This is a genomic window from Ruminococcus albus 7 = DSM 20455 (assembly GCF_000179635.2).
GTDB classification, from domain to species: domain Bacteria; phylum Bacillota; class Clostridia; order Oscillospirales; family Ruminococcaceae; genus Hominimerdicola; species Hominimerdicola alba.
In genome coordinates this window covers 191205-204047 of the sequence record NC_014825.1, presented here as the reverse complement: position 1 = coordinate 204047, position 12843 = coordinate 191205, and the positions used below count along the sequence as shown (strand labels likewise).

Genomic DNA, 12843 nt, shown 5'->3' with positions numbered 1-12843 from the left:
AATATCAAGAAAATAGATCTATACCGTGATTTTCAGAAAAGCGTGATGACGCTGGTGCAGAATGAAGCCCTTATGTGCGGCTTCAAAGAGTACGCTGTCAGCGTGAAAAATCAGAGCACCGAGGTTAAGGTATTTGTTCACGGATATACCGCCGTACTTACATTTTACATCAGTGGCAGAGTGGTTGTCAAGCTCATGATGTATCAAAAGAAACATGATGATACAATTTTGCTCGATAAAATTGACAATGACTTTGTTTCGGGCAAATGCACCGTTGCCGATCTTGCGAGCAGATACGTTTATGAGGTTTTCAATGCGGCACTGGAACTGCGGCAGCAGTGGCGGGCTGAGTATAGAGAACGCTATAACGAACGCATGGCGGCGGTTGATGAGGAAGTCATAACTATCGGAGATCAGCCGCATAAGGTGATTACCCCCGATGAGCTGAAAAGCATGATCGAAGGCAAGGGCATAACCATTTCCGATTATAGTTATTTATCGGAATATGACGAGCTTTAAGGGGGAGTAAAGAATGGCTTGGAAAAAGAGTTTTACCCCCGAGGAACGTGCCGAGTATCAGCGAAGGCTGCAACAGGAAATGCAGGATATATTCAAGCGTATTGATAACGGTGTGCACGCAGTATTTTCATCGGAGAAGTACAAGGAGTATCTGAAATTCGTGTCGAAGTTCACTGACTACTCTGCGAGAAATACGATGCTTATCAATTTACAGCGCCCGGACGCGACTCTTGTGGGTTCGTTCGGGCTGTGGAAGAAACTTGGTCGCTCTGTCAACAAAGGAGAAAGCGGCATTATCATAATGTCGCCCGTTCCCCATAAAACTAATCAGTTTGTAGAGATAGAACGTCAGGCGGAGGACGAGTGGGGAAATAAACTGTATAACGATGACGGCACCGAACAGATGGAAACGGTGGAAAAGAACATTGTTGAAATGCGGTTCAAGAAACAGTATGTTTTCGACCTTTCGCAGACGGACGGAAAGCCAATCCCTGACCCTGTTCAGGAGCTTGTGGGCGAGATAGACGAAGAAAAGCTGAACGTTATTTTCAAGGGGATAAAGAAAGCAACGGGGATTGCACCTGAGTATCGCACCATAACCGGAGGCGCAAAAGGATACTACAGTCCCTCGGCAAAAAGTATTATAATAAAGACAGGTATGAGCGGCGAGCAGGTGCTAAAGACTGTCGTTCACGAATCTGCTCACTGTCTGCTGCACGATCCCGATAAAAAGATCGTTACGACCAAATCACCACGAAATGAAAAAGAGGTGCAGGCGGAATCAATTGCATTTATCGTCTGCGAGAAGCTGGGGGTTAACACTTCGGACTATTCTTTCCCGTATATTGCTTCATGGTCGGAGGGAAAACAGCTTGACCAACTGAACAAGTTTCTTGATGAAATTCAGAAAACATCGCAGACACTTTTCACGGCTATTGACTCGGAACTTCTGAAATACAAAAAGCGTGATCTGACGGTCAACGAAATTATGGACGATACCGAATTATCAAATGTTCAGAAGGCGGAAATGTATCTCGATATAGTTCAGCAGAACGGAGTTGTTTTTGAGGACAGCGACACCGCAAAAATCATGGAGCTGGCTGAAAATGAAACGGATATCGGATCGGTGTTCAAAACTATCGATGATACCGCCAACACGATAAATCAGCGCAATAGCTACGGCTACGACTTTCAGTATATGAACCCTATTGATACAACTGAGGAGGCCCTCGCCGCTTATGATAGGGGTGAAGCAGTCTATCTTTTGTATCCAGACGGTACAGAGGGCATGGCTGAAAGCCGTGAGGAGATTGAAAACTTCTCCGGTCTGTACGGTATTGAAAAAGAGCCGAAGCGCATTGTTGCTGCCGAGGATAACCCCGATTTGTACCCCGTATCGAAAGCGGAAGCTATTGAAATGTGGGGCAGGGGTCTTGATGTTTTCATCGAAGGAAAACAGGCGACAAGCATAGACGAGGTGCGTAATGCTCCCGACACGGCAAACATAGCATTAAGCGAGTATCAGTATTCGGCGGAACTTGATTTCGACAAGGGAGGTTTAGGAAACGTGAGAAATCAGCAGTTTTATGATAGCTACAATCAGAGAAATTTTCCGCAGCAGGGCGGCTATCAGCAGAGGAACAGTAACATTATCGGCAACACGCCTTACGATCAGCTTGGCGGCAGGGGACAGCTCCAGTATTACAAGGGGCTGAACAATAAACACGCTCAGAATATCGCTCGCCAGCTCGATGCGGACGGTATCAGATACAGCGGCGTGATAAAGGGCGGCACTACTACGATTACCATAAATTCAGCGGATATTCCTCGCTACGAAGCGGCGGTCGATAAGGTCAAGCAGATGTACGATCAGCGTAACAACAGCAGGCAGGGCGGCGGTTATCAGCAGAATAATGACAGTCCCGATATGCTTGCGCGTGACATCGAAGCATTTATGTATAACTACAACACAAACGGATACCGCAATGTTGCAGGCGACCGTGAGCGCGGTATACAAAGTGTTGCGAATAATATCGCCAATGGCGATGTTCAGAGCATAAATACTTTTCTGAGTAAGGTCGTAAGCACTGTAGGTGATGCACAGGTATCCGGTGAAGCTAATGTGCTGCTGCAAAGGCTCGGTAATATGACGAGCGGCAGACAGCAGGGGGCGTTTCAGCAGAATGGCTACAATAATCAGCCGGCACAGCCGCAGCAGAGCAATCCGAATGTCATCGGCAACACACCCTATGACCAGTTGGGACAGAAAACCGATTTACAGTATTATCCGAAGCTGAAAAATCGTCACGCCGATAATATCGCACAGAAGTTGAATGAGTACGGCGTTAGGTTCAGCGGTTTGCGTAAAGGATATACGACCACGATAACCATAAACAAGGCTGATATTCCTCGCTATGAAGCGGCGGTCGCTGAGGTAAAGCAGATGTATTCTCAGAACAGCCGCACCAATAACCAGAATAATTATCAGCAGAACAATCAGCCGGCATACGGCGCACCGGCTTATGCTGACAGAGGCGGCTTCGGAAACGCTCGTCCATTCACGGGAGATTTCGATAATATCCCAAGACAGGGCGGCACTATTCCCGATGCGCTTTTTGATACGCTCTCGGATATGCCGCCGCGGTCAAATGCTGTTTTTGATTACAAGTCCGTTCCTGTCGTGGTGGAGTCCTACATGGATGCGAAAATGAATGGGCGGATCTCAGATCTGCAAGCAAGCATAAAGGCTTCGCAGGCTTGCCGTGACTACATTGAGCAGAATATCCACTCCGCGTATGAGAACAGAAACCTGTCGGGGTTCGTTCAGACCCTCACGGACAAGTTTGGTATCGAACGTGCTATGTATACGGTCGCTGCGACGATACAGCTAAAAATGCAGGACGGACGTTTTACAAATGAGGTCAAGGATATGGCGCGGCAGTATATGTTTGACAGCGACAAAACAAGGCTGAAATATCTCACGGAAACACACCCCGTCATCATGAACCATCTTTTTGAGGAATTGATCGACAAGAAATTCCATTTACAGAGAGAACACGCTGTTGTTGAAGAAAAGAAGGAGCTTCCTGACTTTTTCAAGGACAAGTACCTGCTTGCGGTGGAAAAGGTGTCTATCTCGGACGATTTCAGGGGTATCCCCGAAACCAAGTATTACAATACTTCTGCCGATGAATATTTTGTTGAGGGCATTGGCTGGCTGGACAATGACGCATACGATCGTGAGCAGAAAGAAAGCGGTCTGCCCGCTGCCGACTTCTACAAAAAGGTCACTAAGATAAACGCACATTACATTGATGCAAACGGTATGCCAGGGACAGGCGATATGACACCCGAGGTCTATGATATGCTCTCAGAGAAAACATACGCCCCCGAAAACAAGGAGGAATTTGAGCGTTTCAAGGCGGCGTATGAGCATAGGATAGACACCGCTGGGACAGCCGATTTTCCGACCGAGTATTACGGGGTACGTCAGAACAACAACGGCAAGTATGCTGTTGTGGGCATTGCTGCTGACGGTATTGTAACTGTCGTAAAGGACGGCATATCGTCAGTACCCGATGCAAAAGAAGCACTTATGGAAGTGTATGAAAAGCGTAAGGGCGAGGCTCACGTTGAGCTTATGCACCCGCAGACTATCGACGAAATATCAGCCCGTATGTATGATCCGTCACAGGGGCTTGCACCAAATCAGTACCGCATAGAAAAGTGCGACGATAAGCCCGATACTACGCATATGCTTGTGAAGTACACCCTCGATAATAACGATGGAAACTACAATCAGACCGGCGTATTGTGCTATGGCGACTACTTCGCTTGTAATGACGCGCTGAAAGCTGCTATCGCTTCGCCTACACAGCCTATTCCCTCACAGGACAAGCCTACATTCGAGATCTATCAGCTCAAAGGCGGTGATGATACCCGCGATATGCGCTTCATCAGCCTGGAACGGCTTGCGGAACAGGGGAAGAAGCCCGACATTTCGACCTATGACAAGGTGTATGAGGGCGACTATTCTCCTTTTGAAAAGACGGGGGATACCATAGGCAGGCAGCTTGAAGCCGTCTATACAAAATTCAATGTTGACCACCCTGCGGACTTCAAAGGACACAGCTTGTCTGTATCAGATGTTGTTGTCGCAAAGGGAAAGGCTTACTATGTGGATACTTTTGGTTTCAAGGAACTCAGATCCTTCAAGGCTCCCGAACGTGAGCACAAGCAGGAACAGGAGGAACAGAAAAAGCCGGTAGCGAAGAAGCCAAAACGCTGACGGTAAAAATCCGGGGCGGTGCCGTCATCGTCCCCGGAAAAATTTTTATAAAAAAAGCCCTATACAGCGCAAAAGTCTTTTTTTGCTGTAAGGGTTTCGCAAAGTCTGTGATTTTGAGAAATGCCATCATAGCACTATCTCAACACTACTATTATACACGATTTTGCGGTGTTTGTCAATGAAAAAAATGTAAAAAGTAAGAATTAAACGGAGGAATATATGAATAAGGGAACAACGTACAAAAGAAAGGACGGGCGCTGGGAGTGCCGCATTCGTGTTGAAGATAAAGACGGACATAAAAAATACCGCTCCTTCTACGGTAAAACGCAGGAAGAAGCGGAATACAAGATGATGGAGGAAACAGGCGGCAGGAACACAAGCGGTGAGAGCATAACGGTAATGACCGTCAGAGAGCTTGCGTGGGAATGGCTTTTTGTTATGAAAAACAGGATAAAGGATTCCACCGCTTCCAACTACCGCATGAAAATAGAACGCCATATACTGCCCGAATTTGGGGCTAAAGTATGCGCTTCGATCAAGACAAGGATGATCTCCGAATTTATCCAGAAAAAGCTGAGTCAGGGGCTTTCAGCAAGGTATGTGGGCGATATAATTACAGTGATGAAGGCGATGTACCGCTATGCAGCGAACGAGTACAACATTACAAACGTGATCGAGGGCGTGGTGATGCCCAAGAAAGCGAAGCCCGAGATAAATATTATGACTGCCGAGGAAAAGAGAAAGCTCGTGTACTACATAAATACGAACCATAACGAAACGACTCTCGCCGTGGCGCTGTCGCTTTTTACGGGCATGAGAATAGGCGAGGTTTGTGCTCTCAGCTGGCAGGATATTGACATAGAAAAGCGTGTGCTTTACGTCAGACACACTATACAGCGCATACAGAATTATGACGGCAAAAGCAAGACAAAAATCATCATAACAGAGCCTAAAAGCCAGTCATCCAAGCGTGAGATACCCATTCCCGAGTGCCTTGTGCCGATGCTTACGGAGTTAAAAAGAAAGCCCGACAGCTATGTGCTGACGGGAACGGGTACGCCTATTGAGCCGAGAACGCTGCAATACCGATTTAAGAGCATACTTAACAGGCTCGGGCTCGGCAGCTTCACCTACCATAGTCTCCGCCATAAAATGGCTTCAGAAGCGATTGAGATCGGATTTGACGTTAAGACGCTCTCTGAGATACTCGGACACTCGTCGTCCCAGATTACTCTTGACCGATATGTGCATTCGTCAATGAGCCACAAGAAGTCCTGCATGGACCTCATGACGATGGGAGCTTAACGTAATTTGCCGTCAAGGAAAATATAAATAGCCTGTAAAATCGGGCTTCTGAACAGTTTCGCCCTGAAATCACAGACTTTGCGAAAAGTCATAAACCCCACGTATTTATTATACTTTATCGACTTTCAAAAAGCAAGTTGACGGTAAAAATTTCGTCGGATTTCCTAAGCGGATTCTGAGGCGGTGCGGTATGAATATTTACACGGTGACGTTTTTCGGGCATAGGAAACTGCCGAATATGTTTGCGCTGGAGAAAAGACTGCTCACAATTCTGCGGGAATTGATAAAATCAAAAGAGTACGTCGAATTTCTTGTAGGCAGGGACGGCGATTTCGATCAGCTGGCGGCTTCAACTGTACGAAAGGCGATCGATGACTACGCTTGCGGAAATGCGTCGCTGATACTTGTGCTGCCGTATGAACGGGCGGAATACCGTGATAATCGTGAAAGCTACGAAGCCTATTATGATGAAGTCGAGATCTGTTCCGAAGCTGCGGCAGCGCATCCGAAGGCGGCTATCTATGAGAGAAACAAAAGCATGGTTGACCGCAGTGACCTTGTGATCTGTGCTGTTGAAAAAGGCGGCGGAGCGGCTAAGGCGATGAAGTATGCTGAAAAATGTGGAAAACGGATAATAAATCTGCTTAAAAAATGAAAATACCGAAATAGCGCAGGGAAGTGCTATCTCGGTTTGTAACAAAACAACTTAATTTGCGGCAATACGTCGAAATATCGCGGGATAGCGCCATTTTATGGAGCTATCCCCGACGGTTTTTTGACGAATAATTGACGTTAGGTATCTATATCCAGCTTGTCCATCAGCTTGCGCTTCCTGTCCATGTTGGAATGCACATAAAGATTCATTGTCATTTCTATCCGCGAGTGTCCTAATACCTCGGAAAGCGTCTTAACATCGAATCCGGCTTCGATAGCGTTGCTCGCAGCGGCGTGACGAAGGCTATGGAATTTAACGGACGGAAGACCGAGTTCTTTCAGAATCTCGACGTAGTCATAGTACATCATTCGCGGTTCTTTTGGCTCGGTGCTGTCGCTCAATATGTAGTGTTCGGGCGTGCTCCGCAGGTTTTTGAGCATAGCAAACACACTCGTGGGAATGGGTATCTCGCGGAAGGAACTTTTACTTTTAGGCGGCAGAATGACGATCTTTGTCTTTTTTGCTTCGCCTTTCACCCGAATACGCTGTACTGTCCGCCTGACGGTCAGAGTGCGGCACTTAAAGTCAATATCCTGCCAAGTTAGACCGCAAATCTCACCAATGCGCAGCCCCATAGAAATAGCAAGTGAAATGCCGAGGGTTGCTGTATTGACGTTGCTTTTCAGGTATTCCTTTAGCTTTTTCTGCTCCTTCTTCGTCAGCAGACGAGTTTCGGACTTTGTACTTTTGGGCATGATGACGTTGTCAAAGGGATTGAGAATGTGGTACTCCTTCTGCGCGTACTTGAAAACAGTTTTCAGCAGCACCAGAATGTTGGAAACATATCCAGCAGAAAGCCCCTCATCGAGTTTCGCCTGTATGAACCCATAGACTGTTTTTGAAGTGATCTCATAGCACATTTTATCGCCAAAGTACGGTAGAATGTGCTTTTCAAATTTTGTCATATAATTAGCCTGCGTGGATACCTTGACCCTGTGGCTGTTGACCGACAGCCATTCCATACATAGCGCCTTGACGGTAAGTCCCGTTATCTGAAAGCTCATACCGTTCATGACCTCAGCCATCATCTTGCCCTCGGCTTCCTCTTTTGTGCGCCCGTAGAATGACTTTGTCTGACGTTTGCCGTCAACAACTCCAAGGGAAACCCTTGTTTCCCAACGTCCGTCCTTTCGTAAGTACGTGGTTCCTGTACTCATTTTGACTCCTCCAAAATCAAATATTATCAAATTATGGCGTGAAACTTATGTAAATTCTATCATATTCACGAATTAATCGCTTTCTTCTTGACAATGAAACAAATAAATGCTATAATCATAAAGTATGAAAGTGGCTGAAAATCGTTAGTTCCAAGCGTTTCCACTATTCAATAACATTTGTTATTGAACTTTTCTTGAAATAAGTTGATTTGAGAAAAATAATTCCAATTATTTCTAAATATCTGAGAAGGTGAGGACTATGTTTTTGCATAAACACAATAGTGAAACTTATGCAAACATGGTGGGCCTTTTTCAGACGGAGCAGAGGGTCGCTGCGGTGCAGCCTACGGGAACGGGCAAAAGCTACCTCATCATGCAGCTCATCGAGGATAATGCCGATAAGCGTTTTGCGGTCTGCTCTCCATCGACTTACATATTTGAGCAGATGAAGTCGCTTGCTGACGAGAACAGGATTTCACTTGATAACACCGATTTTCTCACATATACCAAGCTGTCGCAGACCGAAGCGTTCTCTGAGTACAACTACATCGTACTGGACGAGTTTCACCGCTGCGGTGCTGATGAGTGGGGGCAGGGTGTACAGAGATTGCTTGACGGCAACCCGAGTGCTAAGGTGTTCGGAACGTCGGCAACTCCGATACGCTATCTCGACAGCGGACGGAACATGGCGGACGAACTGTTTAACGGTGTCTATGCCGTGAACATGAGTTTGGCTGAGGCAATTCGCAGAAAGATACTTCCACTGCCGATATATGTTACCTCATGGTATTCTTTCAGGGGTGACATAGAACAGCTTGAAATGAAAGCCGAGCAGTCGGGCAATCCGAGACTGAAAAGTGCCTTGCTGGGTAAGATTAGAAAAGCAAAGTCGATGATTGCCGAACTTGATGTCGGCATTGACAAAATATTCGAGAAGCATATCCGCAACAAGGCGGGCAAGTTCATTGTCTTCTGTCCGAGCGTGGAACAGCTTCATAGAATGGTCAGCGAATGCGACTCGTGGTTCACGAAAGTCAACCGCGATATTCATAAATACACGGTCTACGCTCAGAACAGCGCGTCGAACAAACAATTCGAGGAGTTCAGGAGTGATAAGGACAGTAATGTATTAAAGCTGCTGTTTTGCATTGATATGCTGAACGAGGGCGTTCACTTCGACGACGTGGACGGGGTCATCATGCTCCGCGCCACGCAGTCTGCAAACGTTTTCTATCAGCAGCTCGGGCGGGCGCTGGCTTGCTCCGACTCAAAGAAAAAACCTCTGATCTTCGATATTGTAAACAACTACGAAACAGGCGATACGGCACAGCAGTACGCCGGTTTCATGGAAATAGCCCGAGGTGAGGGCGATTACGATGATGAGATCGAATTTGAGTTGTATGACTACGTTCGTGACATCAGAGAGATACTCAATGAGTTGAATGACACTTTCGCCAACAGTTGGGATTTCAACTTCGAGCTGCTCAAAGAGTACGCCGAGAAGTATCATGCTTTCCCGGACGGAAATATCTCTTATGAGGGAGTTCTGATCGGCAAATGGGCTAATCAGCAGCGAACTCTGAACAATCAGGGCAAGCTGTCAAAGAATCGTGTTGACAAGCTCAACTGTATCTGTTTTCCGTGGAATGTCAATGAGGCAAGCTGGCAGATGTATTTTGAAGAACTGAAATCAATCACTGAATCGCTCGGGCATTTCCCGAAAAAATCGGAGTTCGGTTCGGACAAGACAAGTCTGTACAGATGGGTCACAACGCAAAAAAACAAGTACCGCAATGGTACGCTTGAGGAAGACAAAGTCCAAAAGCTTATTGCGCTGGGCTGCGAGATCACTAAGGGTATGGCAGAGTATTGGCAGGATAACTGTGATAGGCTCGGCGAATTCGTGAAGCAGCATGGACGTTTCCCGAATTATGCCGATGTAAAGTTAGACCCGGAATTAAAGGTTCTATACGTTTGGGCGAACTCTCAGCGTACCGCAAGGTATCGCGGGCAGCTGTCGGAAGAACGTATTGCGATGCTTGATTCGATTGGTTTTACCTGGGACAAACATGAAGAAGAGTGGTTGAACGCTTTCAATAGGCTTAGAAGCTATTTCAAAGAGTTTGGCAGCCTGCCGGGCATCAATGAGGTTGTTGATGGATACAAGCTGGGAAAATGGTATAAAAGTCAGGTCGTTTTGTATTTAGCCGGAAATATGCAGGCGCACCGCGTCGAGCGGTTTAAAGAGGCTGGCATACCGCTTGAAAATCTGCGTCAGAGACGCAAAAACGAAGTCTTTATGAAATACTACGACAGTTACATGGAGTACCTGCAAAAGTTCGGCAGACACCCAGCGAGTAAGGATCGCTATAATGACCTTGACCTTGTTAAGTGGCGGTGTACTCAGATGCAGAAGAAACGGCAGGGTAAGCTGACAGATGAGTTGGCTGAACTGCTGATGAATATTTGCAAAGATCTTTAAAGCTAACATCAGGTATTCGTCAATGGTGTCTGAAAAGTTGATTATACAGTGCTTTTTTGGGGCTTTTGACAAATTTTATTAGTTTGGGAAATAAATTGGTGAGATTATTATGACTTATAGGGTCGAGCGGTTTGTGGCGAAGATCGAGTCACCGGTTGTTGCGGTGATTGAGGATAAGCAGATGGAATTCGCTGATGGAAAGGCGTTAGCTGAAACTACGTTTTCTAAGCTGTTTTGCATTGAGTCATTGGCTGCGAGGGGCAGTAAGGTGTTTGTAAAACTTGTTGAAAATGATCGCCTGAACGATATGAATTGGACGGGCGAAGAACAGGCGGACTTTTTCTGATGAATAATTTACTGATAATCGGCGCGGGACAGTACGGCGCTATGCTAAAGGAGTCGGCGCGTGCGCTGAATCTTTATGATAAAATAGATTTCCTAGATGACCACAGTGAAGAGGCAATCGGTACACTTGCGGACTGCGCAAAGTTCACCGACAGGTACCAGTGCGCAATTGTGGCGATAGGCGACGCCGATATCCGCCTTGCGGTCACGGACAAGCTGAAAGCCGCGGGGTACGAGATTGTGTCGTTCATCAGTCCGAAGGCTTATGTTAGCCCATCTGCAAAAATAGCCGAGGGGTGCGTTATCGAGCCAATGTCGGTGATAAGCACCGCAGTCAAGGTAGATCGGTGCTGTATCATTTCGAGCGGCGCTGTGGTCAATCACAATTCGGTTGTCGGTGAGGGGTGCCACATCGATTGCAACGCAACGGTTCGCTCGAATCAGACGGTACCGCCGAAAACAAAGGTCGATTACGGCAAGATTTTCTGAAAAGTGGGTGGAGAAATGTCCGATTTCAAAAAGAAACTGATAAAGACAGCTACATATTCGGGTGTTGCGCTTGGTGCGGCTTTCGTTGTTATGCGAGCTATTGCAAAGAAACAGAAGCCGAAGTCCGAATACGCCGACCGCCCTGAGGAGCAGAACCCCATGAAGGGCAAAAAGGTCGTATTTGTTGAGGACAACAACGACCCAATTAATGCCGACGGCAAAAACGGACATCTTGAGGCTGTCGGAGTATGCAATCATACACCGACTTTTTATGAGAAGTATGTAAAGCGCGGACTTGATGTGGTGCTTTCATTCGGAGGTATGGTTGTTCTTTCGCCGCTCTACGCATTTGCAGCGATAGCGATAAAATGCGACGATCCGGGTCCCGCTATATTCAAGCAGAAGCGCGTTGCCCAGTCAAAGGGTTACTTTGAGCTGATGAAATTACTCGATGTAGGAGTTGCATGACATCACGAAAACAACGTAAAATCGACATTTTCGCGTATTATACATATTTATGCAACTACTAATCCGTAGGTAGAGCAGATATAGAATAGGAGCTAAAATAGGCTAAAACGAGCCGAAAACAGCGTTTTTGTGACGAAATACACACCTCGTAAGTCATAGGGAGAGCAGAATAGAGAGTGTAACAAAATGGGAATGTGTGAAAAACGCCGATTTAGCGTGGTTTTCAAAGAGAATATGAGATAGTAGAGTGTGTGGAAGTTGAGCAGAAGTTACACACTTCCTAACTCATAGGGAGAGCAGAGATGTTTTAACAGGCTGATATAAGCTGCTGTGAGTGGATAGATTATGCTTTCCGCACAGAGGCTGATATGAGCTTGTTTGAAGGAACATCAGCATATATAAACGTTATTTCCCAGACCAGCGTGTGGTTGTCCACACATACTCATCGGTCTGTGGCTTGTAGACAGGGGGGGATCACAATGCGTGACAACTTATTGATCATTGGCGCAGGACAGTACGGAATGATAGCCAAAGAAATCGCAGAGGAACTTGGATATGAGAAAATCGACTTCCTGGATGGAAAATCGGATAAAGCAATCGGTACGCCTGATGATGTGGATAAGTTCGAGAGCGATGTGATCGTCGCTATTGGTAATGCAGAAGTGCGTGGAAGGATGCTTGAGAAGATTGATAAGAGCAGAGTTGTGAGTCTTATCTCACCACACGCCTATGTATCGCCAAGTGCAGTGGTTTCTACCGGCTGTGTGGTCGAGCCGATGGCTGTTGTCCACACGGGAGCGAATGTCGGTATCGGCTGTTTCATCTCCGCAGGTGCGGTCGTCAACCATGACTGTGTGCTCGAAGATTGTTGCCATATCGACTGTAATAGCTCAGTTATGAAGGCTTCTACAGTTCCGGCAGGCACGAAGGTCGAGAGCAATATGAGCTGGACGGGAGAAGTTGAGACTGGGGAAGAAGTTAAGCAGATTGAAGTGCATGATGATAACTGGTATGCTATGGCTTCGGGAAAGTGATTTAGCTATCTCTTTTATAAGGGTTAAAGATAAGAGTTCGT

The 12843-nt window shown here is 46.6% G+C and carries 10 protein-coding genes; 9 read left to right on the top strand and 1 reads right to left on the bottom strand.

All coding sequences use genetic code 11. From position 1 onward, the window contains the following. The first annotated feature begins 45 nt into the window (after positions 1–45). The 4 genes from RUMAL_RS19685 to RUMAL_RS19670 all read left to right on the top strand — a co-directional run bounded on the left by RUMAL_RS19685 (position 46) and on the right by RUMAL_RS19670 (position 6767). Positions 46–519, top strand: a complete 474-nt coding sequence (locus RUMAL_RS19685) for a hypothetical protein (RefSeq protein ID WP_013483837.1) — start codon at positions 46–48, stop codon at positions 517–519. 13 nt (positions 520–532) lie between these two features. Next, the gene (locus tag RUMAL_RS21090) at positions 533–4807 is read left to right on the top strand and encodes a YodL domain-containing protein (RefSeq protein WP_013483836.1); all 4275 of its coding nucleotides are present in this window, start codon (positions 533–535) and stop codon (positions 4805–4807) included. A gap of 219 nt (positions 4808–5026) precedes the next feature. Then, complete coding sequence (locus tag RUMAL_RS19675; protein WP_013483835.1) at positions 5027–6112, top strand: tyrosine-type recombinase/integrase; 1086 nt, start codon at positions 5027–5029, stop codon at positions 6110–6112. Between the two features lie 190 nt (positions 6113–6302). Continuing rightward, complete coding sequence (locus RUMAL_RS19670; RefSeq protein WP_013483834.1) at positions 6303–6767, top strand: hypothetical protein; 465 nt, start codon at positions 6303–6305, stop codon at positions 6765–6767. 137 nt (positions 6768–6904) lie between these two features. On the opposite strand, the gene RUMAL_RS19665 is transcribed toward RUMAL_RS19670, so the two are convergent. Beyond that, positions 6905–7984: a tyrosine-type recombinase/integrase gene (locus tag RUMAL_RS19665; RefSeq protein ID WP_013483833.1), complete on the bottom strand. Its 1080-nt coding sequence runs from the start codon at positions 7982–7984 to the stop codon at positions 6905–6907. A 259-nt stretch (positions 7985–8243) separates the two neighbouring features. Between RUMAL_RS19665 and RUMAL_RS19660 the strand changes: the two genes are divergently transcribed. The 5 genes from RUMAL_RS19660 to RUMAL_RS19640 all read left to right on the top strand — a co-directional run bounded on the left by RUMAL_RS19660 (position 8244) and on the right by RUMAL_RS19640 (position 12802). After that, complete coding sequence (locus RUMAL_RS19660) at positions 8244–10466, top strand: Helicase associated domain protein (RefSeq protein ID WP_013483832.1); 2223 nt, start codon at positions 8244–8246, stop codon at positions 10464–10466. A gap of 133 nt (positions 10467–10599) precedes the next feature. Continuing rightward, positions 10600–10812, top strand: coding sequence for a hypothetical protein (locus RUMAL_RS19655; protein WP_154662916.1), 213 nt, complete (start codon positions 10600–10602; stop codon positions 10810–10812). Beyond that, positions 10812–11300, top strand: a complete 489-nt coding sequence (locus tag RUMAL_RS19650; protein WP_013483830.1) for a PglD-related sugar-binding protein — start codon at positions 10812–10814, stop codon at positions 11298–11300. Before RUMAL_RS19655 ends, RUMAL_RS19650 begins: the two co-directional genes overlap by 1 nt. Before the next feature lie 15 nt (positions 11301–11315). Next, on the top strand, positions 11316–11768 hold the full coding sequence (locus RUMAL_RS19645; RefSeq protein WP_013483829.1) for a sugar transferase: 453 nt from the start codon (positions 11316–11318) through the stop codon (positions 11766–11768). 479 nt (positions 11769–12247) lie between these two features. Then, positions 12248–12802 (top strand): PglD-related sugar-binding protein, encoded by a 555-nt coding sequence (locus RUMAL_RS19640; protein WP_013483828.1) that lies wholly within the window; start codon positions 12248–12250, stop codon positions 12800–12802. Positions 12803–12843: the final 41 nt, after the last annotated feature.

Coding starts and splice junctions, on each gene's coding strand:
- RUMAL_RS19685 (WP_013483837.1), top strand. CDS start 46: ATGACGCTGGTGCAGAATGAAGCCCTTATGTGCGGCTTCAAAGAGTAC.
- RUMAL_RS21090 (WP_013483836.1), top strand. CDS start 533: ATGGCTTGGAAAAAGAGTTTTACCCCCGAGGAACGTGCCGAGTATCAG.
- RUMAL_RS19675 (WP_013483835.1), top strand. CDS start 5,027: ATGAATAAGGGAACAACGTACAAAAGAAAGGACGGGCGCTGGGAGTGC.
- RUMAL_RS19670 (WP_013483834.1), top strand. CDS start 6,303: ATGAATATTTACACGGTGACGTTTTTCGGGCATAGGAAACTGCCGAAT.
- RUMAL_RS19665 (WP_013483833.1), bottom strand. CDS start 7,984: ATGAGTACAGGAACCACGTACTTACGAAAGGACGGACGTTGGGAAACA.
- RUMAL_RS19660 (WP_013483832.1), top strand. CDS start 8,244: ATGTTTTTGCATAAACACAATAGTGAAACTTATGCAAACATGGTGGGC.
- RUMAL_RS19650 (WP_013483830.1), top strand. CDS start 10,812: ATGAATAATTTACTGATAATCGGCGCGGGACAGTACGGCGCTATGCTA.
- RUMAL_RS19645 (WP_013483829.1), top strand. CDS start 11,316: ATGTCCGATTTCAAAAAGAAACTGATAAAGACAGCTACATATTCGGGT.
- RUMAL_RS19640 (WP_013483828.1), top strand. CDS start 12,248: ATGCGTGACAACTTATTGATCATTGGCGCAGGACAGTACGGAATGATA.